The organism is Telluria sp. ZT3P25 (genome assembly GCF_059685895.1).
The window spans coordinates 489,838-508,194 of record NZ_JCASIJ010000002.1 but is presented as its reverse complement, the minus strand read 5'-3'; the positions used below and the strand labels follow the sequence as shown (position 1 = coordinate 508,194).

Sequence of the window (18,357 nt, the reverse complement as noted above, 5' to 3'; positions counted from 1 at the left end):
ACCCTGTGGTGACCTTAGAACCGGACCCAGCCTGCCGGGTCGAACGCCTTGCCGTTACGCCTGAGCTCAAAGTATAGCCCCGATTCTTCGTTACCACCGGTGTTGCCGGCACTGGCCACCGCCTCACCTGCGCGCACGGTATCGCCAGGGCGTTTGAGCAGCGCCTGGTTGTAGCCGTAGATCGACAGGTACTCGCCGCCATGGTCGATGATGATCAGGTTGCCAAAACCCCGCATCCAGTCGGCGTGCACGACGCGGCCCGGGGCCACGGCGCGCACTTCGGTACCTTCGGGCGCCTTGAAGAAGGTGCCTTTCCAGTTCGGACCATCGCCGCGGCGGGTGCCGAAGCGTGCCACGACACTGCCATTGATCGGACTGTTCATGCGGCCCTTGAGCGCCGTGAACGAGCCGGACGGCGCCGCCGGGCCCAGCGCAACCTCGGGCGCCGGTTCGGGCCGGGTTGGCGCTGGCCGTGGCTGTTCGGCCACGACCGGCGCTTCCTTCACCGGCGCGGGGAGTGGCGCCGGCAGCGGCTCGGGCTTGACGCCCGGTTTGGCGTTCGCATTCTGGCGCGCGATGCGTTCACGCTCGCGCTCCCGCTCGGCGCGCCGTTCGGCCGCTGCCTTGGCACGCGCCTGCGCCAGCACGCGGGCTTTTTCATCGGCCTCGGCCTTGGCTTTGGCCTTTGCAGCAGCCGCTGCTGCAGCCGCCACCTGACGCTTGCGCTCGGCTTCGGCCTGTTCACGGATCAGGCGCGCGAGCCGGTCGACGAGGCCCGACATGCGCTCTTCGTCGCCCTTCAGGCGATCGGCCTGCTTGCGCTGGTCCGCCAGCTTGCTCGACAGCGTGCCCAGCAGCGCCGCGCGGCGCGCCTTCTCTTTCTCGAGCATGGCTTTCTGGTCGAGCTGCTCCTGAGCGATTTCTTCCAGCTCCTGCTGGGCGTTTTCAACCTTGTCGCGGTTGACTTCGACCTGCGCCAGATTGCTGCGCACCGAGTCCAGCAGGCGCGCCTGGGCCTGCGACACGTACGCCATCAGTTGCAGATCGCGGCTGATGCGGTTGGGGTTGTCCCCCGACAGCAGCAGCTTGATGCGGTCTTCATTGCCGGCCACATAGTGCTCGCGCAGCAGCTTGGCCAGCTGCTGTTGCTGGGCGCCAATGGTCTGAGCCAGCTGGGCTTGCTGGGTGGCCAGCGATTGCAGGCGGGTTGCCGTCGTATCCTGTTCTTCGGCCAGATCGCGCAGCGCGCGGTTGGCGTCGGAAATGGCGGCCTCGGACTCGGCCAGCGTGTCGGCCGCGTCTTCCTTGGCGTTTTCGGTCTGGTTGATGTCGCGCTTGATGGCCGCCAGCTGTTGCTGGATGCCGGCGCGCTGCTTCTCGGCCACCGCTTTCTGGCGACTGCGCTCGGTCTGGCGCTGCGCCCACGCGTCCGACGCGAACGCGCCGGACAGCGCGACCGCCAGCAGTGTGCACAACAGCTTGCTGCCGGCGTCCTTCATGGTTGGCAAACGCAAAAGATTACTTCGCCTTCCCTTGGTTTGCGACAGCGGCCATGGCAGCGGCAATTGCCGCCTGGTCGCCCAGGTAGTAGTGCTTGATCGGCTTGAGGTCGGCGTCGAGTTCGTACACGAGCGGCTGGCCGTTCGGGATGTTCAGGCCCACGATGTCGGCGTCACTGATGTTGTCGAGCATCTTGATGATGGCGCGCAGGCTGTTACCGTGCGCCGAAATCAGGATGTTCTTGCCGGCGCGGATTGCTGGGGCGATCTCGTCGTTCCAGGCCGGCATCACGCGTGCAACGGTGTCTTTCAGGCATTCGGTCAGCGGAATCTGGCTCTCGTCCAGGCTGGCGTAGCGCGGGTCGCCAAACGACGTGCGGTCATCGTCCTTCTCGAGCGCCGGCGGCGGCGTGTCATAGCTGCGGCGCCAGACCAGCACCTGTTCGTCGCCGAACTTGGCGGCGGTTTCTCCCTTGTCGAGGCCCTGCAGCGCGCCGTAGTGGCGCTCGTTCAGGCGCCAGTCATTCTTAACCGGCAGATACATCGCATCCATCTCGTCCAGTGCCAGCCACAGCGTGCGGATCGCGCGCTTGAGCACCGAGGTATACGTGAGATCGAAGGTGAAACCGGCTTCCTTGAGCGCGCGGCCAGCGGCCTTTGCTTCGGCCACACCCTTGGCAGTCAGGTCGACATCGACCCAGCCGGTGAAGCGGTTTTCCAGGTTCCAGGTGGATTCGCCATGGCGCATGAATACGATTTTGTACATGAAAGCTCTTTTCGCAAAATTTCTGGTTGATGTCCGGTCCAGCATCTATTTTATAATGCCCCGATTCAGTTCAACCAATCGGAACCCTTGTGAAATTCATTATCGATAACATTTTCCTCGTGGCGATCGCCGTTCTCGCTGGCGGCGCGCTGTTGTGGCCAGCCCTGGCGCCGCGCGGAAAACGCGCTTCGCCGCTGCAGCTGACGCAGATGATCAACCGCGGCAAGACGACGATTGTCGACGTGCGCAGCAGCGAAGAATTCGCCGCTGGTCACCTGCGCGACGCGAAACACATCCCGCTGGCAGACTTGGGGGCTCGCATCGGCGAACTGGACAAGTCGAAAAACCGGACCGTCATCATGGTCTGCCAGACCGGCGCACGCAGCGACAAGGCGGCGCGTCAGTTGCAGGCAGCCGGTTTCGAGGACGTCCACAGCCTGGAAGGCGGCCTGGCGGCCTGGAAGGCTGCAGGCTTGCCGCTCACCAAATAAACCGCCCATCGAATCGATCGGGCACACGAAAGGATTCATCATGGCAGCTCACGTCGTTTTGTACCACACCGCATCTTGCCCTTACTGCGTCCGCGCCGAGCGCCTGCTCGAAGCCAAGGGTGTCACCGAGATCGAAGGCATCCGTGTCGACCTGGATCCCGAGCAGCGCCAGGTCATGATGCAGCGCACCGGTCGCCGCACGGTTCCACAGATCTATATTGGCGATACCCACGTCGGCGGCTTCGACGAACTGTATGCGCTGGACCAGGCAGGCCGCCTGGACCCACTGCTCAAGGGCGAGTAAGCTGTAGGCGCACTGCGTAGCGCGGCCGTCGGCGGCAAGACTGCTATTGCAAGCAAGTTGATTTTGCTACAATTGCCGTCGTGTTCGATCCGACGGCCCGTTCACGACGTCGCGCTCGACCAGGCAACCGGAGTGGCCCGCCACTTCCCACTATTATTAGAAAGCGTTCCATGTCCGACGAAACTCTGCAACCAGTATTCCAAATCCAACGCGTCTACTTGAAAGACATGTCGCTGGAGCAACCGAACTCGCCATCGATCTTCCTGGAGCAAGAAGCGCCAGCGATCGAAGTGTCGCTCGACGTGGGTGCTGAAAGCATCGCCGAAGGCATCTACGAGTCGACCGTGACGATCACCGTCACCGCCAAGGTCAAGGACAAGGTTGCGTTCCTGGTCGAAGGCAAGCAGGCTGGCATCTTCGAAGCCCGCAACATCCCGGCTGACCAGATGGACCCACTGCTGGGCATCGGCTGCCCGAACATCATCTACCCATACCTGCGCGCGAACATCGCTGACGTGATCAGCCGTGCCGGCTTCCCGCCAGTGCATCTGGCCGAGATCAACTTCGAAGCCTTCTACCAGCAGCGCGCCCAGGCCATGGCCGAAGCCGCAGCAGCGCCGTCGAACTAAGCAGCAGTCGTACCCGACGAACGCGGCATCACGCCGCGTTCGTGCCAACTGTCCGGCGTCCCGGTTTCACCCACCATCCAGGCCCGCCATGTTCTCCGCCCGCCGTCTTGCCGGCTTCCCGTTGATTGCCTCATGCGCCGCATTGCTGGTCGCCCCGAGCGCATTCGCATTCGATTTCAAAACCGTTGGCCCTACCCCCGCGATCCTTTACGCGACGCCATCGGCCAAAGGGAACAAACTCTATATCGCGCCACCCGGCATGCCGCTGCAGATCCTGCTCACCTATGGTGACTGGGTCAAGGTGCGCGACATGAACGGCGATACCGCCTGGACCCAGGCCAGGGGCCTCAATGCGCAGCGCAATGTGCTGGTGAACATCCCTGGCGCACGCGTGCATGCAAGTCCCGATGAACATTCCGCCGTCCTGATGACGGCCGACAAAGGTGTCGTGCTGGTACTGCGCGATCCGGCTGCCGTCGTCTGGGCGCGCGTGGTCCACCGCGACGGCATCGATGGCTATATCAAGGTCTCGGACGTCTGGGGCCTGTAATCCACTGCAGGAGTTCCATGCAACAGAATAAGCTCACCAAAATCACTGTCCTGGGCGCCGGCGCCTGGGGTACTGCCGTTGCCATCGCCCTGGCGGCGCGCCACGACGTGCTGCTGTGGGGTCGCAATCCCCAGCAGATGCAAGAAATCGATGCCGCGCGCGACAACCGCACCTACCTGCCCGGTCACCCACTGCCGGCCGCCCTGCGCGTGAGCGCCGACTTCGACGCCGCGCTGGCCCATGTCGCCACGGGCGCGCCGGACGAAACGCCGCTGCTGATCCTGGCCTGCCCGGTGGCCGGCCTGCGGCCCCTGCTCGAACAATTGCACGGCCGCTCGATTCCCAATGTGGTCTGGCTGTGCAAAGGCTTCGAAGCCGGCACCGCCCTGCTGCCGCACCAGGTGGTCGCGCAAGTGCTGGGCGACGCCGTGCCGGGCGCGGCGCTGTCCGGCCCGTCGTTCGCCCAGGAAGTGGCGCGCGGCCTGCCATGCGCGCTGACCGTGGCGTCGAGCTCGCGCGCCTTGCGTGAACGCGTCGTCGCACTGGCGCATGGCGACAACCTGCGCGTCTATTCGTGCGACGACCTGGTCGGCGTGGAAGTCGGTGGCGCGGTCAAGAACGTGATGGCGATTGCCACCGGCACATCGGACGGCCTGGGCCTGGGGCTGAATGCCCGCGCCGCGCTGATCACGCGCGGCCTGGCCGAAATCACGCGACTGGGACTGGCGCTGGGCGCGCAGCCGGGCACGTTCATGGGCCTGAGTGGCATGGGTGACCTGATCCTGACGTGTACGGGCGATTTGTCGCGCAACCGGCGCGTGGGCCTGGCGCTGGCCGAGGGCAAGGCGCTGGCGACCATCGTGGCCGAGCTGGGCCATGTGGCCGAAGGCGTGCCGTGTGCAAAAGCCGTGCGCGAGCTGGCGCACAAGCTGGGCGTGGACATGCCGATCACCGAGGCGGTGGCAGGCGTGCTGTTCGATGGGGTCGATGCGGCGCGGACGGCGGCGGGTTTGCTGGCGCGCGATCCAAGGATCGAAGTGGCCTGAAGTTTTTTGAAATAACCTGATAACGGCTGCTGCGGGTGAACCTGCCGCAGCCGTTCTTCAAAGAGCCGCAGGCTTACTGCGGCGGCGCCCCGCTCGGATCGTCGCTCGGTCCGCCCGATGGATGCGGCCCGATCAGGATCGTCATGAGCGCCACCGCGTCCTTCACGGCGCGGATCGTGTGCGGCACACCGCCACTCAGATACACCATCTCGTTCGGCTGCAGCGACGTCGTTGTACCGTGCGCATCGACGGCGATCTCGCCTTCCAGGCACAGCACCGTCACTTCGCCATCGACCCGGTGTTCGGGAATCGGCCGTTCCACCGGCAGTACCAGCCGGATCAGTTCCATATGCTCGGTCTTGACCAGGGCCACCGAGGTGAAATGGGCGATATCGTTATCGCCGCGTTGCAATGCGATTTTCTCGCCGGATGTAGCATGATGCAAGGCCATGTCGCCCTCCTCTATTCGTCGTGTTGTTCTGGAACGCTGCGCAGCCAGGTGACCAGCGCAAATGCGTCCTTGAATCCCTGCGCCAGCTGCGGCACCAGTTTTTCCGGCGCATTGAGCGCCAGATCCACTTCGGTCCACACGAAAAAGCTTTTCAGCTTCAGGTACTCGACATGCGGATGATCCGCATCGAAACCCTTTGGTGGACGCTGCAACTTGTCCTCGTCGAGGAGGTCACCATAGGTAGCGCGGAGATGCTTATTCTTCAACATTTTGCCAAAACCCGTCGCATCGTTGACCACGTGCTCGCGAATGGCCTTCAGGCGCGGCGGTGGCGGCAGGTATTCGCCGACGCCAAAACCGAGCTTCCCGCTGGCATCGATCTGGAAATAATAGGTCGAGCCACCGCCGGCACTGGGCCGCCGCTTGTCATTCGGCGTGATGCCGGCCGAAAAGCGCGTCTTGTACGGCGTCTTGTTCTTTGAAAAGCGGATGTCGCGGTTGATGCGGAACATCGCCTTCTTCGGATTGCAGGCCGCGACCTGCTTGTCGAAGGCCGTGATGGCGCGAATCAGCTCAGTGACAACCTCCTGGAATTCTTCGCGCAGGATATCGTAGCGCGGCTTGTTCATGATGAACCAGGGGCGGTTATTGCTCTCGGTCAGTTCGTTCAGGTATTGCGTCAGGTCGCGCAGGTGCATGTGTGTCCGAAAATAAAATTCAAGAAGTTCAGGGCGTCTGGCGCGGACGGCGACCGACCTTGACGGCGATCGCTGTTTCACGCCGCTGGCGCACGATCGTCATCGGGACGGACGCGCCCGGCTCAAGCTGGGCCACCAGCTTGAGCATCTCGCTCGTATCAGCTACTTTTTTACCAGCAACTGCCACCAGGATGTCGCCCGGCTGAATCCCGGCGCGCTCGGCCGGTCCGCCGCGCACCACGCCGGCGATCATGGCGCCGCTGCGTTTGGACAAGCCAAAGCTGTCGGCCATCTCGGGCGTGATGTCCTGCGACTCGATGCCGATCCAGCCGCGCACCACCTCACCGTTCTTGACGATGGCGTCCAGCACGCTCTTGGCGGTGGACACGGGAATGGCAAACCCGATGCCCACCGAGCCGCCGGTCTGCGAATAGATCGCCGAATTGATGCCCAGCAGGTGGCCGCTGGTATCGACCAGCGCCCCGCCCGAGTTGCCAAAGTTGATCGCGGCATCGGTCTGGATGAAATTCTCGACGTGGTTGATGTGCAGATTGTTGCGCCCCAGCGCCGAGATAATCCCCATCGTAACGGTCTGGCCGACACCGAACGGGTTGCCGATGGCCAGGACGACATCCCCCACGCGCGCCTGCTCCGGGTCGCCCAATACCATCACCGGCAAGTTGCGCTCCTTGATGCGGATTACGGCCAGGTCGGTCTCCGGATCGGTGCCGACCAGCGTTGCCGCTGCCTTGCGGCCATCGGCCAGGCCCACCTCGATCGCATCGGCGCCATCGATCACATGGAAATTGGTGACGATGTAACCGTCGCTGCTGACGATGACGCCCGAGCCGAGGCTGGCCAGTTGCTCGTCCTGCGGCGCGCGGTCGCCGCCAAAGAAACGGCGAAACAGCGGGTCTTTCAGCAGCGGGTGCGCTTCGCGCGAGGCCTTGCTCGTGTAGATATTAACCACCGACGACATCGCCTTGGCGGCAGCGTCGCGGTAGCTGCCGGTGGCAGCGCGGGGCGGCGCCTGCAGCATCGGCACCGGTTTGCCCGGGGTGCCCACCTGTACTTGTTTGGGCGCCGGCGTCGATTCGAGCCAGGCCGGCCGCAATGCGGCCACGACAAACCAGATGGCCAGCGCCACCGTGACCGTTTGCGCAAACAGCAGCCAGGAACGGACCCAGAAGCGCCGCAACGGATGCGGGGGCCTTATGTCGCGGACGATGTCATCTTTCACTTTTTGAGGGCGTCCCGGATCTCGCGCAGCAGCAGTACGTCTTCGGGCGTGGCAGCCGGTGTCGGCGCTTCGACAGGGCCGCGCAGGCGGTTCATCAGACGCACCATCTGGAAGATGACAAATGCAAGAAGGATAAAGTTCAGCATGATCGTCAAGAAATTACCGTACGCCAGCACGGCACCAGCCTTTTGCGCCTCGGCAAGTGGTAGGTTATAGCCCTGGCCATTGAGTGGGATGTAATAATTGGCGAAATCAAGACCACCGAACATCGCGCCGATCGGCGGCATGATGACATCCTTGACCAGCGAATCGACGATGCGGCCGAAGGCCCCACCGATGATCACGCCGACGGCCAGGTCCATCACATTGCCGCGCATCGCAAACTTCTTGAATTCGTCCATCATCGCCATGATTCACCCCTCTCATTGTTGTTGAAATAAGTAATCGCATGATACCCGATGCCTATGGGCGCGGTGTCCTGCCGGGCGCTGGAATGGTGTAAAAGACCATTTTCGCAAGGCGTGTAGGCGAGACAATATTTTTTCTATAGGTGTTGCCGTTCACATATAATTTTGCAAGCTGGAAGCTCGGACTTAATTCTTATAATTCGTATATTCACGGAGTGGGGTTGGTATGAGTACTCAAAAGCAGGTCGATCCTGGTCGACGGGGCTTGCTGGTCGCGACATGCGCGGCGGGCGGCGTTGTCGGCGTGGCCACGGCGGGAGCCCTGGTCAGCACCTTCCAGCCATCCGAGCGCGCCAAGGCAGCAGGCGCGCCGGTTGAAGTCGATATCGGCGACGTCGCCCCCGGCGAGATGAAAGTCGTCGAATGGCGTGGCAAGCCGGTCTGGATCCTGCGCCGTACCCCCGCCATGATGGCCACGCTCGACAAAGACCAGGCTGAACTGGCCGACCCCGCCTCCGAAAAGATATTCCAGCTCGACATGCCGGAATACTGCAAGAACCCCCACCGCTCGCGCGTCGAACACAAGGAAGTACTGGTCACGGTCGGCATCTGCTCGCACCTGGGCTGCTCGCCCTCGTCACGCCTGGCGGCCGGCCCGCAGCCGAACCTGCCCGACAACTGGCCCGGCGGCTTTCTGTGCCCGTGCCATGGCTCGACCTTCGATCTGTCCGCACGCGTCTTCAAGAACAAGCCGGCGCCGACGAATATGGATGTCCCACCGTACATGTATCTCTCCGATAGCAGGATCGTGATCGGCAAAGACGAGAAAGGCGAGGCATAACCATGGGCGCGTTCAAGGAGACAAAACTGCCCGCCGATGCACCGGCGGCCCAGAAGGCACTGGCCTGGGTCGACGACCGCTTTCCGGCCACCAAGCTGTGGAACGATCAGTGGGGCAAGTACCACGCGCCCAAGAATTTCAACGTCTGGTATCTGTTCGGTTCGCTCTCGGCACTCGTGCTGGTGCTGCAGATCGTCACCGGCATTTTCCTCACGATGCACTACAAGCCCGACGCGGCGCTGGCCTTCGGCTCGGTCGAGTACATCATGCGCGAAGTGCCGTGGGGCTGGCTGGTGCGCTACATGCACTCGACCGGCGCCTCGGCCTTCTTCATCGTTGTCTACCTGCACATGGCGCGCGGCCTCATGTACGGCTCGTACCGCAAACCGCGCGAACTGGTCTGGCTGTTCGGCTTCGGCATCTTTTTATGCCTGATGGCTGAGGCGTTCTTCGGCTACCTGCTGCCGTGGGGCCAGATGTCGTACTGGGGCGCGCAGGTGATCGTCAACCTGTTCGGCGCGATTCCCGTCATCGGCAGCGACCTGTCGCTGTGGATCCGCGGCGATTACGTGGTGTCGGACGCCACGCTGAACCGCTTCTTCGCCTTCCACGTAATCGCCCTGCCCCTGGTCATCATTGGCCTGGTGGTGGCTCACCTGACGGCGCTGCATGAGGTGGGTTCGAACAATCCGGACGGCATCGAAGTGAAAGATCACATCGGCCCGGACGGCTACCCGCTCGACACGATCCCGTCGCACCCGTACTACACCACCAAGGATCTGTTCGGCGTGAGCGTGTTCCTGCTGCTGTTCTCGGCGGTCGTGTTCTTCGCACCCGAGATGGGCGGCTACTTCCTCGAGTACAACAACTTCCTGCCGGCCGACTCGATGAAAACCCCGTCGCACATCGCGCCGACCTGGTACTTCACGCCGTTCTACTCGGTGCTGCGCGCCACCACGGCCGACTTCATGTACGTGCTGATGGCAGCGGTTGCGGCCTACGTCGTCTTCATCTGGTTCAAGTCGCGCCTGGCCTTCATGACCAAGGTCATTATTGCCGTGATCGGGCTGCTGGTGGTCATCGGCATGTTGCCGCAAGTGCTCGACGCCAAGTTCTGGGGCGTGGTGCTGTTCGGCTCGTCGGTGATGATCATTGCCGGCATGCCATGGCTGGACCACTCGCCGGCCCGCTCGCTGCGCTACCGTCCGGACTGGCACAAATGGGTGTATGCGGTGTTTGCCGTGGTGTTCGTGACGCTGGGCTACCTGGGCACGCAACTGCCGACGGCCGCGTTCACGCTGATCTCGCAAGTGTGCACGCTGGCGTACTTCGGGTTCTTCCTCCTGATGCCGTGGTGGAGCACGATGGGCACCTTCAAGCCGGTGCCGACCCGTGTCACCTTCACCCCGCACTGACGCCTTCGGACCCGCGCACAAGGACATCCCATGACATTGCTTGTGAAAAAACTGCTCGCCATCCTGGCCCTGGCGCCAGGCCTGGCATTCGCCGCCGAAGGCAGCTTCCCGCTCGACCGCGCCCCGGACCGCGCCGACCTGGCGTCGCTGCAGAACGGCGCCAAACTGTTCGTCAACCACTGCCTGAATTGCCACTCGGCCGCGTCGATGCGCTACAACCGTCTGCGCGACCTGGGCCTGACAGACGACCAGATCCGGCAAAACTTGTTGTTTTCTGCCGACAAGGTCGGCGACATGATGACCACGGCGATGCGCCCGAACGATGCCAAGGCCTGGTTCGGCGCGGTGCCGCCGGATTTGTCGGTGATCGCGCGCGCCAAGGCGTCGCCGGGCGGCTCGGGCGCCGACTACCTGTACACCTATCTGCGCACGTTCTACCAGGACGACACGCGCCCGACCGGCTGGAACAATATGGTGGTGCCGAATGTCGCGATGCCGCACGCGATGTGGCTGCAGCAGGGGATCCGCACAGCAAAGTTCACGGAGCAGCCCGATCCGCATGAGGCCGGCAAGATGGTCCACACCTTCGCTGGCTTTGAGCAAGTGAGCCCTGGCACCATGACCCAACAGGAGTTCAACACCGCCACGGCCGACCTGGTTGCCTACATGGTCTGGATGGCCGAGCCGGCCCAGGCAACACGCAAGCGATTGGGGGCATTCGTGCTCCTGTTCCTGACGATTTTCGCCTTTTTGGCCTGGCGATTGAATGAATCGTACTGGAAAGAAGTGAAGTAATTCGCTTTCGTTGTCCGGTTGGCTATAATACGGGCAATCATTTCTCTGGGGTGAGTGCTCGGCGCTGCACCCCTTTGTTTCTTAAGGAACTATAAACCATGATGGTTCTCTACTCCGGCACCACGTGCCCGTTCTCCCAACGCTGCCGCCTCGTCCTGTTCGAAAAGGGCATGGACTTCGAAGTGCGCGACGTCGACCTGTTCAACAAGCCGGAAGATATTTCGACGATGAACCCGTACGGCCAGGTGCCTATCCTGGTCGAGCGCGAACTGATCCTGTACGAATCGAACATCATCAACGAGTACATCGACGAGCGCTTCCCGCATCCGCAACTGATGCCGGCCGACCCGCTGATGCGCGCCCGTGCCCGCCTGATGCTGTTCAACTTCGAAAAAGAGCTGTTCGTCCACGTGCACACGCTGGAAAGCGAGCGCAACAAGTCGAACGACAAGATCCACGACAAGGCTCGCACCGAAATCCGCGATCGCCTGACCACGCTGGCACCGCTGTTCCTGAAGAACAAGTACATGCTGGGTGACGAGTTCTCGATGCTCGACGTGGCCATCGCGCCGCTGCTCTGGCGCCTGGACCACTACGGCATCGAACTGTCGAAGACGGCCGCACCGCTGATGAAGTACGCCGAGCGCATCTTCTCGCGCCCTGCCTACATCGAGGCGCTGACCCCGTCCGAGAAAGTGATGCGTCGTTGATGGATCGGGGGCGGGCTCCTTCCCGCCCCTGCCCCTGTCCTCAGCCGCACCGTACGCGCCGGAATCGGACGTTCTTCGGGCGAATCCGATAGACTGGCGCGAACGCCCGTTTTGCCTGTATTGCTAGCCCATACCACCATGTCAGAGATCTCCACCAAACCCTACCTGCTGCGCGCCATCTACGAATGGTGCACCGACAGTGGCTTTACGCCTTACCTTGCAGTCAAGGTCGATGGATCGACGACGGTGCCGATGGAATACGTCCGCAAGGGCGAAATCATCCTGAACATCAGCTTCGGCGCCACCTCGGCACTGAAGATGGATAACGACGCAGTTCACTTCCGTGCACGCTTCAATGGCGTGTCGCGCGAGATCTATATCCCTGTGCACAATGTGCTGGCGATTTATGCCAATGAGAACGGCCAGGGGATGGCGTTTGAAGTGGGTGCATTGCCTGCTGCGTCGTCGGATGGATCTGCACCAGAAGTGGGTACGGCGCCTGCGGGGCCATCGCTGTCGGCGGTGCCGTCCAAGGGCGTGGATTCGCCGGTGGTGCCGGATTCAGAAGTATCTGCTCCTGCGTCGGGTGGCGATGACGAACCACCGAAGAAGGGTGGACGACCGACCCTCACGCGGATCAAATAGCGTATAATTCTTGCTCTAAAGATCACGCCGGCTTAGCTCATTTGGTAGAGCAGTTGATTTGTAATCATCAGGTGGCCAGTTCGAAACCGGCAGCCGGCACCAATATAATCAAGTGCTTAGCCCAGCCTTCTGTAGGCTGGGCTTTTTACTGCCTGCTTCATGTAGGCACCATGTAGGTTTCATACGTTGCATAATTGCGTCCCAAGTTTGTTCGCGCTCAGGACACGTGCTTATAAATTCTATACAATTAAAAAAATGGCCTAATGGTGCAAATCCCGAAGCCAACACCTTCCTTTCTGGATACGTGCGATAAAGTAAAAGTCTTGGGTACTCAGCAGGTTTGGGCGAGCAAGGACAGGAGCAATTTCTATACTTGGGACTCGTTACACGGCGAGATCGAAGGGTTTAACAAACGTGGTCGACACATTGGCGCATTTCATGCCCAAAGTGGTGAGCAGACCAAGGAAGCCGTTAAGGGGAGGAAGATAGATGTTTAACACTGTAACGTTTGTCGACCGATGCTTGAGAGGTACGGCTTTGCCAGATCAGATTGACGATTACGTTGATGCGTGGCATGACGGCGAAATTGGTGAAGATTTAGAACTTCGAGAGTTGCTCGGAATGACGAAGCACGAGTATGCAGTTTGGATGCGTGACTCTCACGCGATTCATGGAATCATTGCCGCTCGAAGAAGTAAGCGCCCGATTGAGGACTTTACAGAGGATTATTTTTACATGCCTCTCGCGGCTCGTGCCGGCAGCACTGATGACGCCAAGAAGCTTTCAGATTGGTTAAGAAAGATCGGAAAGCTTGACTGACTGTCCAGAAGTCGCGATCGCATCACTTGTAGCGGCCCGTCATAAATATCTTCCTGGTTCTAATTTATTGAGCTTGGTTGAAGAATATGCGGATGTGGAACATCGTCCTATCCCGGTACCGAACGTAGATGGCGTTTCGTTGCACCTGAAGGTCAAGGGGCGCCGACCGTCGATCATAGTAAACTCCCAAATCGCTCAGACCCGTCAGCGCTTTACTCTAGCTCACGAGTTTGGCCACGTTCTAATTCCATGGCACATTGGCACGATTTGCTCATATTCGAGCGTGGACACGCACGTAGATGGTGTGGATCAAGTCTACTGGGATATGGAAGCTGAGGCAAATCGGTTTGCCGCTGAGCTACTAATGCCCCAGCATTGGCTCAAGGACCTGCATGAGCAGAAAAAAAACCCCGCTTATACCGCTAAAACCGCAGTGAAATTGTGTGGCACGTCCATGCAAGCAATCATTATTGCGCTGAACAACTCACTTCCTCCAGGGTACGTTTATGCCTCGATTGACTCCACTGGCCATGTCCTTAACTCGAGCTCTTCAAAAGGTACATTTGCATCGGCGCTGAGGCAAGGTGCCTACCTCGATGAATCTGCGCAACTGAGCGAGAGCGAGCAGTGTTTTGAGTACGAACATCGAGGCGTGCGGCATAATTGGATGTCATTTGAGGCTGAGCAGGATTTTGAGCCAAACGTGGATACTCGACCTTGGCGGGAAGTTCTTGACGAAATTCTGAAAGAAACCAGCGCTGTACAGCGCAAGGCAAATATCAAGGGGAGTTTGAATGGTATTGTTGCAACTAACAATCGGCGTGATTATTCAGCAAATGCTTTCTATGCAGCAGTCCGCCAAAGCCTGGTAGGCAGGGGCCAGCCGTACGAAGATATCTTAGCCCATGCCAACTTCAATTCTTACCTGATTAAACGGATTGAAGACTTGATTTCTCGGCGAACCACCTGAGCTATTCGTTTTTCCGCGACACATGCCATTCGTTCCAGGAGCAGGCTAAGCCAGAAGTCCTCGAACACGCGCTGTCTGAGTTAAACCCTTGGTGCGCTTACCCGCGTATAAATATGCATACGCAATGCCGACGCATGCACCCTCACCTGCGTTTTGTTGGAACCGGGCACGCTGTAGCAGTTAGACAAATATTCGACTGCTTTGAAGCCACCCACGATATCAGCATAATATTATGCTTTCCCGAGATCCTTCTTGCAGCTCAACGCTGACCTAAAATCGGTGCCAGTATCGGAAGGGAGCACGAAGGGAGCGAAGAGAGCACAGAAAATGTAGTGCTCCCTTCGCTCCCTTCACGCTTTAGACGCCGGTAGGAACCAGGTCCAAGGACCGCCCATGCTCAGCTTTCGGGACTCGATCCCCATTGATTTCTTCAAGCGCTTGGCCGTATCCCACGAGTGTCCCGAGTCGCGTACCTCGGCCATGAGCGCCTTGGTCGTCATCGAGCCGCCGGCGTCGGTGATGATGTCGACCAGCATCTGCTGCAGATCGTCTCGCGCGCCCCCATCGTTTTCTTCGTCCGTTTCCACATCGCCTAGGATCTCGCGCGCGGTGCCTTCGATCACGCCATCCCACACGGCGCGTGTCGCGGCGATGTCGCCCCCAATCGTCACTAGGTCCAGCGAGTAGGCAACACCGCCATCATCGGGCGCAATGTTCGATTTCGCCCGTGCCAAGACGCGGCGCGTGCTGCCTTCTTCTTTTGCGGTGACCAGTACCATGCGGGCTAGCGCGCCGAACGCTTGGGAACCGATTACGCGGTCCTGTGGCGCCTTGCCGGCGCCGCCCTTGGCGAAGTGGGTGATGCCGATGACAGCACAGCTGTGAGCCTCTGCGAAGTCCACCACGGCCTGTAGGCTGCGCCGCACATCGTTTGCTCGGTGCATGTCGCCGGCGACAGCCGACACGATGGGGTCAATAATCAGCAGCGCAGCGCCGCCGATCCGCTCCACGGCGCGGTGCAGCTCCGGAATGTCCTGCGAGGGGTCGAACGGAACACTTGCGCCGTGCTGGACAATGCCCTCGATGAAGTGGCAGCGCGTCAGGTCGGCACCCGACGCGATCAGGCGCGGCACCAGGGTGTCGTCCGCTACATCCTCCGATGACCAGACCAACACGTTGCCCGCCTTGGTGCTGGCGGCGCCATCTGGCCAGTGGCCGCTGGTGGTGATGACCGCCCCCAGCCCCAGCGCGAGCGTCGTCTTGCCGGTACCAGCGGCGCCGGCCAGGATGGTCAGCTTCCCGGCCGGCAGCCAGCCTGGCCATAGCCAGTCGATGGCCAGGGGCTTGATATCGGCGCCGCAGCGAATTTTGACAATGCGGGTGTCTTCCAGCAGCGCGCGGCTTGCCGTCCTGGCAGCGATCAGGTCTGGCTCGGCCTTTTCCGACGCGAATAGGGTCATGGGATTGCTCAGGCTCATGTGCCACTCCAAAGTTTCAAGAACGCCAGGCGCCCGTAGTCGAGATCGATTACCAACAGCCGCCGCGGCTCGGCCTGCAGTAGCGCCGCGCATAGGTCGCGCAGCAAGCCGTAGCGCGTGGAGTGTCCGTGATAGCAGAGCATCACGTCGAGGCCCGCCACGGCCCTGCAATCCTGATCGCCGGGCAATGCACCCGGATCGATGGCAATCGCGCAGCGCTTTGGCGGGCAGAAACCAAGTCCGAGCCAGACCTCTCGCCGGATAGGTTGCAGACCGGCGGCGACTAGGTCGAACAGCGGCGTCATTGCCCCTGCGCGCGGCCTGCTCGTTAGCGCGTTGTAGCGATGGGCGCGGATCATTGGGACGCCTCCGAACTAGACGTCGCTTCGCACTTGCGCCGCCAGATCGCGTGCCCCTCTTCAGCACCGGACAGCCACGCATCAGCTTCGCAGCAGCCCGTTGGGTAAGGTGCGCTCATGCGTCGAGCGAGAATGCGATATTCCAGCGCGGCCTGGCAGCCTTCGCGGTACTCGACGCTGCGTGGTTCGCGGCCTGGGAAAAAAGCCAGAGCCATCAAGCGTTCAACTTGGAGCGGGCCGGAATTGTTGGGCGCTGCCGGCTGCAGGCGTCGGGTATTCATTGAGCCTGTCCTCCCTGCTTGTCGGCCTGGCGCCAGACGCGCGCAAACCAGGCGATCTTCTCGACATCGGCATCGGGCCTTTGCGTCATCCCATCGTGTTGGCTCATCGCGAACCTCCGAGCGAGCCCAGGCCTGGCTGAACCAGGGTCAACGTCGGCCGCTGGCGTGGATATGCGTCTGCCAGCGATTGCATCATGCACAGGCCATCTGGCTGGCAATCGTCGCGCATTGCACGGAAGTAGCCTAGCACTTGCGCCTCCATCGGCAGGGGTGTGCCGCAGGCGTCTAGCTGGGCCAGCACGCGTTGCGCTCGCAGGCACAGCCCGAATAGGTCGACCGCGCTGCTAATAGCGCTGGCCTCGCCGAGATCGCGCAGCAGCTGGCCCACGTTGATGCTGTCGACGGACAGGCCGGACGTCTGGACAGGCTGTAGGTGACGAGTATTCATGCGCCACCTCCTTTCCGGGCCTGCTTTCTCGGCTGGTCGTTGATCCACTGCACCTCCTCATGAGCGAGATCTGACAGCATGCCGGTTGCGGCGATCGCCAAGCGCAGCAGCCGCTCCTTGTCGACCCGGCCCAGGACCGGCACATCGCCGTCTCCCCATGTGCGTGCGTGGAGGGCCAAGTCTGTGGAGTGAACCAGCTCGAGACACGTGTTCAGGCCGCCGGACACATCGAGCACCCTCTCGATGAATCTGGCGCTACGGTCGCCGGTCTCCGTATGCAGCCACGAGAACGGCTTATGGGTCGGCTCGACCTGCTCTGGCGCCGCACCGGCGCCGCTGGTGATGCTCGGGCCGCTCATGCCTGACCTCCATTACGCGCGCCGCTCTCGGCGATGCGAACGTTGTGCGCAGCGACCTCCTGGCGAAAATCGTTCATGAAATCGAGCTGCAGGGCGATCTCGGTCACCAGCGTGCCGATGCGCGCGCAGTCATTGACGTCAGGTGGAGAGTCTTCATTGACGCCAGCGGACCACAGAACGCGGCCAAGCGCCTGGAGACCATCCAGCAAGGTGAGTGTGCTGTTCGATGCGTGCTTGTCAGCCGCTTCGATCTGTTCAATCAATTCAGCATCCAAGGGTGCACCGTGCAGGTATTCAGGCAATCCGCGTAGTAGGCGTGCGAACTCGTAGGGTGCGCGTTCGGTGCGCTGAAAGATGGGCTTGGAATTACCCTGTCCGACATGCTGTGCCGGATGGACTTTTTTTGATTCTGGCGATGCCACACCGCCAATGTTTGTGTTAACCTTCGTTGTGTTCATGTGCTGCTCCTCAAAAAGATGCACTTGTCCGATGCGGCCCAAACGTCTAGTCCACGTTTCGGCCGCAGCCTCCCGGTTCCGCCGGGCACGGTTGTAAAGAAATTCCAAAGGGTCGGCCTGCCAGCTGGCCCTTTTTCATTTCGGCTTAGGTTCAGTTCATGACTTGCCCTGGTTTGCTAGCGTTCTTCATTGGGCCTGCTTCTCCTCTACCTCGCGAGCCCGCATGAGCAACGCCGTGATTTCAGCATTCACCGAACGCAAATTCGCTTCCGCCCGTGCCTTGATCCAGTCTTTGAGTTCCTGGGGGAGTCTGACTGGGGTAGGAGGTTGCTGCTTGGGTGCCATGAGGGTCTCGGAAGTTGGATACTGTATTCATATTAGAATCTAATAGACTCTTAGAGTCAAGAAGACTCTTTGCTATGTATCTAAAAGACTCTTATCCTCTGGAAGATGGCCACCCAACCTATCCCCTACCCGCTCCGAATGCCCGAAGAACTGCGTGATCAGCTCACTGAACGCGCGCGCATTAACGGTCGTAGCTTGAATGCCGAGATTTTGGGAATACTTCAGGTGGCCGTGAGTGGCCCCATTGAGCCGGTCGGCATAGACGTCGATGCTCTCGCTAATACGATCGCCGATCGGGTAGCTGCCAATCTAAGAAACGCACTCGACAAGTAAGCTCCGAAGCCGCCGTAACA

27 protein-coding genes and 1 tRNA gene are annotated in these 18,357 nt (G+C 60.9%); 15 read left to right on the top strand and 13 right to left on the bottom strand.

The window, feature by feature from the left end; translation table 11 throughout:
• Positions 1-14: 14 nt before the first annotated feature.
• Positions 15-1,499, bottom strand: a complete 1,485-nt coding sequence (locus AC56LY_RS20865) for a murein hydrolase activator EnvC family protein (RefSeq protein WP_499583462.1) — start codon at positions 1,497-1,499, stop codon at positions 15-17.
• A 19-nt stretch (positions 1,500-1,518) separates the two neighbouring features.
• A complete protein-coding gene (gene gpmA, locus AC56LY_RS20860) occupies positions 1,519-2,265 on the bottom strand; it encodes a 2,3-diphosphoglycerate-dependent phosphoglycerate mutase (RefSeq protein ID WP_499582838.1) in 747 nt (248 codons plus the stop codon).
• Between the two features lie 89 nt (positions 2,266-2,354).
• Here gpmA and AC56LY_RS20855 point away from each other — a divergent pair, with 89 nt between their 5' ends.
• From AC56LY_RS20855 to AC56LY_RS20835, 5 genes are all read left to right on the top strand, one after another.
• Positions 2,355-2,756, top strand: coding sequence for a rhodanese-like domain-containing protein (locus tag AC56LY_RS20855; protein WP_499582836.1), 402 nt, complete (start codon positions 2,355-2,357; stop codon positions 2,754-2,756).
• Between the two features lie 40 nt (positions 2,757-2,796).
• Positions 2,797-3,060, top strand: a complete 264-nt coding sequence (grxC, locus tag AC56LY_RS20850) for a glutaredoxin 3 (RefSeq protein WP_183554577.1) — start codon at positions 2,797-2,799, stop codon at positions 3,058-3,060.
• A 170-nt stretch (positions 3,061-3,230) separates the two neighbouring features.
• A complete protein-coding gene (secB, locus tag AC56LY_RS20845; protein ID WP_183554579.1) occupies positions 3,231-3,689 on the top strand; it encodes a protein-export chaperone SecB in 459 nt (152 codons plus the stop codon).
• Positions 3,690-3,777: 88 nt separating this feature from the next.
• The gene (locus tag AC56LY_RS20840; protein ID WP_499582833.1) at positions 3,778-4,239 is read left to right on the top strand and encodes an SH3 domain-containing protein; all 462 of its coding nucleotides are present in this window, start codon (positions 3,778-3,780) and stop codon (positions 4,237-4,239) included.
• A gap of 17 nt (positions 4,240-4,256) precedes the next feature.
• On the top strand, positions 4,257-5,285 hold the full coding sequence (locus AC56LY_RS20835; RefSeq protein ID WP_499582831.1) for an NAD(P)H-dependent glycerol-3-phosphate dehydrogenase: 1,029 nt from the start codon (positions 4,257-4,259) through the stop codon (positions 5,283-5,285).
• Positions 5,286-5,358: 73 nt separating this feature from the next.
• On the opposite strand, the gene AC56LY_RS20830 is transcribed toward AC56LY_RS20835, so the two are convergent.
• Genes AC56LY_RS20830 through mscL form a run of 4 tightly spaced genes read right to left on the bottom strand, consistent with a single transcriptional unit; the run spans position 5,359 to position 8,084 of the window.
• On the bottom strand, positions 5,359-5,736 hold the full coding sequence (locus AC56LY_RS20830) for a cupin domain-containing protein (protein ID WP_499582829.1): 378 nt from the start codon (positions 5,734-5,736) through the stop codon (positions 5,359-5,361).
• A gap of 11 nt (positions 5,737-5,747) precedes the next feature.
• Positions 5,748-6,434, bottom strand: coding sequence for a DUF2461 domain-containing protein (locus tag AC56LY_RS20825; protein ID WP_332531913.1), 687 nt, complete (start codon positions 6,432-6,434; stop codon positions 5,748-5,750).
• Positions 6,435-6,462: 28 nt separating this feature from the next.
• Positions 6,463-7,674, bottom strand: coding sequence for a trypsin-like peptidase domain-containing protein (locus tag AC56LY_RS20820; RefSeq protein WP_499582827.1), 1,212 nt, complete (start codon positions 7,672-7,674; stop codon positions 6,463-6,465).
• A complete protein-coding gene (gene mscL, locus AC56LY_RS20815) occupies positions 7,671-8,084 on the bottom strand; it encodes a large conductance mechanosensitive channel protein MscL (protein WP_183554587.1) in 414 nt (137 codons plus the stop codon). Before mscL ends, AC56LY_RS20820 begins: the two co-directional genes overlap by 4 nt.
• Before the next feature lie 223 nt (positions 8,085-8,307).
• On the opposite strand from mscL, the gene petA reads away from it, so the two are divergent.
• The 9 genes from petA (at position 8,308) to AC56LY_RS20770 (ending at position 14,276) form a co-directional block, all read left to right on the top strand.
• Entirely contained in the window at positions 8,308-8,922 is a 615-nt protein-coding gene (gene petA / locus AC56LY_RS20810; RefSeq protein ID WP_183554589.1) for a ubiquinol-cytochrome c reductase iron-sulfur subunit, read from the top strand.
• Positions 8,923-8,924: 2 nt separating this feature from the next.
• On the top strand, positions 8,925-10,337 hold the full coding sequence (locus AC56LY_RS20805) for a cytochrome b (RefSeq protein WP_499582824.1): 1,413 nt from the start codon (positions 8,925-8,927) through the stop codon (positions 10,335-10,337).
• A gap of 30 nt (positions 10,338-10,367) precedes the next feature.
• Positions 10,368-11,132 (top strand): cytochrome c1, encoded by a 765-nt coding sequence (locus AC56LY_RS20800; RefSeq protein ID WP_499582822.1) that lies wholly within the window; start codon positions 10,368-10,370, stop codon positions 11,130-11,132.
• 98 nt (positions 11,133-11,230) lie between these two features.
• Positions 11,231-11,842 carry a glutathione S-transferase N-terminal domain-containing protein gene (locus tag AC56LY_RS20795; RefSeq protein WP_183554595.1) on the top strand — a complete coding sequence of 204 codons (612 nt, stop codon included), beginning with the start codon at positions 11,231-11,233 and terminating at the stop codon, positions 11,840-11,842.
• 138 nt (positions 11,843-11,980) lie between these two features.
• Positions 11,981-12,487, top strand: coding sequence for a ClpXP protease specificity-enhancing factor (locus tag AC56LY_RS20790; protein ID WP_499582820.1), 507 nt, complete (start codon positions 11,981-11,983; stop codon positions 12,485-12,487).
• A gap of 26 nt (positions 12,488-12,513) precedes the next feature.
• A tRNA-Thr gene (locus tag AC56LY_RS20785) sits at positions 12,514-12,589 on the top strand.
• A 161-nt stretch (positions 12,590-12,750) separates the two neighbouring features.
• Complete coding sequence (locus tag AC56LY_RS20780) at positions 12,751-12,984, top strand: colicin E3/pyocin S6 family cytotoxin (protein WP_499582818.1); 234 nt, start codon at positions 12,751-12,753, stop codon at positions 12,982-12,984.
• Positions 12,977-13,306 carry a hypothetical protein gene (locus AC56LY_RS20775; RefSeq protein WP_499582816.1) on the top strand — a complete coding sequence of 110 codons (330 nt, stop codon included), beginning with the start codon at positions 12,977-12,979 and terminating at the stop codon, positions 13,304-13,306. Before AC56LY_RS20780 ends, AC56LY_RS20775 begins: the two co-directional genes overlap by 8 nt.
• Positions 13,299-14,276, top strand: coding sequence for an ImmA/IrrE family metallo-endopeptidase (locus AC56LY_RS20770; RefSeq protein ID WP_499582814.1), 978 nt, complete (start codon positions 13,299-13,301; stop codon positions 14,274-14,276). Before AC56LY_RS20775 ends, AC56LY_RS20770 begins: the two co-directional genes overlap by 8 nt.
• A gap of 350 nt (positions 14,277-14,626) precedes the next feature.
• On the opposite strand, the gene AC56LY_RS20765 is transcribed toward AC56LY_RS20770, so the two are convergent.
• The 7 genes from AC56LY_RS20765 to AC56LY_RS20735 form a co-directional block, all read right to left on the bottom strand.
• On the bottom strand, positions 14,627-15,754 hold the full coding sequence (locus AC56LY_RS20765) for an AAA family ATPase (protein ID WP_499582812.1): 1,128 nt from the start codon (positions 15,752-15,754) through the stop codon (positions 14,627-14,629).
• Positions 15,751-16,059, bottom strand: a complete 309-nt coding sequence (locus AC56LY_RS20760; RefSeq protein ID WP_499582810.1) for a hypothetical protein — start codon at positions 16,057-16,059, stop codon at positions 15,751-15,753. The genes AC56LY_RS20765 and AC56LY_RS20760 overlap by 4 nt, the downstream gene beginning before the upstream one ends.
• 50 nt (positions 16,060-16,109) lie before the next feature.
• Positions 16,110-16,394 carry a hypothetical protein gene (locus AC56LY_RS20755; RefSeq protein ID WP_499582808.1) on the bottom strand — a complete coding sequence of 95 codons (285 nt, stop codon included), beginning with the start codon at positions 16,392-16,394 and terminating at the stop codon, positions 16,110-16,112.
• 103 nt (positions 16,395-16,497) lie between these two features.
• The gene (locus AC56LY_RS20750; RefSeq protein ID WP_499582806.1) at positions 16,498-16,842 is read right to left on the bottom strand and encodes a hypothetical protein; all 345 of its coding nucleotides are present in this window, start codon (positions 16,840-16,842) and stop codon (positions 16,498-16,500) included.
• Positions 16,839-17,201, bottom strand: a complete 363-nt coding sequence (locus tag AC56LY_RS20745; protein ID WP_499582804.1) for a hypothetical protein — start codon at positions 17,199-17,201, stop codon at positions 16,839-16,841. Before AC56LY_RS20745 ends, AC56LY_RS20750 begins: the two co-directional genes overlap by 4 nt.
• The gene (locus AC56LY_RS20740; RefSeq protein WP_499582802.1) at positions 17,198-17,659 is read right to left on the bottom strand and encodes a hypothetical protein; all 462 of its coding nucleotides are present in this window, start codon (positions 17,657-17,659) and stop codon (positions 17,198-17,200) included. Before AC56LY_RS20740 ends, AC56LY_RS20745 begins: the two co-directional genes overlap by 4 nt.
• Positions 17,660-17,845: 186 nt before the next feature.
• Positions 17,846-18,004, bottom strand: coding sequence for an Arc family DNA-binding protein (locus AC56LY_RS20735; protein WP_499582800.1), 159 nt, complete (start codon positions 18,002-18,004; stop codon positions 17,846-17,848).
• Positions 18,005-18,142: 138 nt separating this feature from the next.
• On the opposite strand from AC56LY_RS20735, the gene AC56LY_RS20730 reads away from it, so the two are divergent.
• The gene (locus AC56LY_RS20730; protein ID WP_499582798.1) at positions 18,143-18,337 is read left to right on the top strand and encodes an Arc family DNA-binding protein; all 195 of its coding nucleotides are present in this window, start codon (positions 18,143-18,145) and stop codon (positions 18,335-18,337) included.
• The last annotated feature ends 20 nt before the right edge of the window (positions 18,338-18,357 follow it).

Bases quoted from the DNA above. Each gene is read 5' to 3' on its own strand.
- AC56LY_RS20865 (WP_499583462.1), bottom strand. From the start codon at position 1,499: ATGAAGGACGCCGGCAGCAAGCTGTTGTGCACACTGCTGGCGGTCGCG.
- gpmA (WP_499582838.1), bottom strand. From the start codon at position 2,265: ATGTACAAAATCGTATTCATGCGCCATGGCGAATCCACCTGGAACCTG.
- grxC (WP_183554577.1), top strand. From the start codon at position 2,797: ATGGCAGCTCACGTCGTTTTGTACCACACCGCATCTTGCCCTTACTGC.
- secB (WP_183554579.1), top strand. From the start codon at position 3,231: ATGTCCGACGAAACTCTGCAACCAGTATTCCAAATCCAACGCGTCTAC.
- AC56LY_RS20840 (WP_499582833.1), top strand. From the start codon at position 3,778: ATGTTCTCCGCCCGCCGTCTTGCCGGCTTCCCGTTGATTGCCTCATGC.
- AC56LY_RS20835 (WP_499582831.1), top strand. From the start codon at position 4,257: ATGCAACAGAATAAGCTCACCAAAATCACTGTCCTGGGCGCCGGCGCC.
- AC56LY_RS20830 (WP_499582829.1), bottom strand. From the start codon at position 5,736: ATGGCCTTGCATCATGCTACATCCGGCGAGAAAATCGCATTGCAACGC.
- AC56LY_RS20825 (WP_332531913.1), bottom strand. From the start codon at position 6,434: ATGCACCTGCGCGACCTGACGCAATACCTGAACGAACTGACCGAGAGC.
- mscL (WP_183554587.1), bottom strand. From the start codon at position 8,084: ATGGCGATGATGGACGAATTCAAGAAGTTTGCGATGCGCGGCAATGTG.
- petA (WP_183554589.1), top strand. From the start codon at position 8,308: ATGAGTACTCAAAAGCAGGTCGATCCTGGTCGACGGGGCTTGCTGGTC.
- AC56LY_RS20805 (WP_499582824.1), top strand. From the start codon at position 8,925: ATGGGCGCGTTCAAGGAGACAAAACTGCCCGCCGATGCACCGGCGGCC.
- AC56LY_RS20800 (WP_499582822.1), top strand. From the start codon at position 10,368: ATGACATTGCTTGTGAAAAAACTGCTCGCCATCCTGGCCCTGGCGCCA.
- AC56LY_RS20795 (WP_183554595.1), top strand. From the start codon at position 11,231: ATGATGGTTCTCTACTCCGGCACCACGTGCCCGTTCTCCCAACGCTGC.
- AC56LY_RS20790 (WP_499582820.1), top strand. From the start codon at position 11,981: ATGTCAGAGATCTCCACCAAACCCTACCTGCTGCGCGCCATCTACGAA.
- AC56LY_RS20780 (WP_499582818.1), top strand. From the start codon at position 12,751: ATGGTGCAAATCCCGAAGCCAACACCTTCCTTTCTGGATACGTGCGAT.
- AC56LY_RS20775 (WP_499582816.1), top strand. From the start codon at position 12,977: ATGTTTAACACTGTAACGTTTGTCGACCGATGCTTGAGAGGTACGGCT.
- AC56LY_RS20765 (WP_499582812.1), bottom strand. From the start codon at position 15,754: ATGAGCCTGAGCAATCCCATGACCCTATTCGCGTCGGAAAAGGCCGAG.
- AC56LY_RS20760 (WP_499582810.1), bottom strand. From the start codon at position 16,059: ATGACGCCGCTGTTCGACCTAGTCGCCGCCGGTCTGCAACCTATCCGG.
- AC56LY_RS20755 (WP_499582808.1), bottom strand. From the start codon at position 16,394: ATGAATACCCGACGCCTGCAGCCGGCAGCGCCCAACAATTCCGGCCCG.
- AC56LY_RS20750 (WP_499582806.1), bottom strand. From the start codon at position 16,842: ATGAATACTCGTCACCTACAGCCTGTCCAGACGTCCGGCCTGTCCGTC.
- AC56LY_RS20745 (WP_499582804.1), bottom strand. From the start codon at position 17,201: ATGAGCGGCCCGAGCATCACCAGCGGCGCCGGTGCGGCGCCAGAGCAG.
- AC56LY_RS20740 (WP_499582802.1), bottom strand. From the start codon at position 17,659: ATGAACACAACGAAGGTTAACACAAACATTGGCGGTGTGGCATCGCCA.
- AC56LY_RS20735 (WP_499582800.1), bottom strand. From the start codon at position 18,004: ATGGCACCCAAGCAGCAACCTCCTACCCCAGTCAGACTCCCCCAGGAA.
- AC56LY_RS20730 (WP_499582798.1), top strand. From the start codon at position 18,143: ATGCCCGAAGAACTGCGTGATCAGCTCACTGAACGCGCGCGCATTAAC.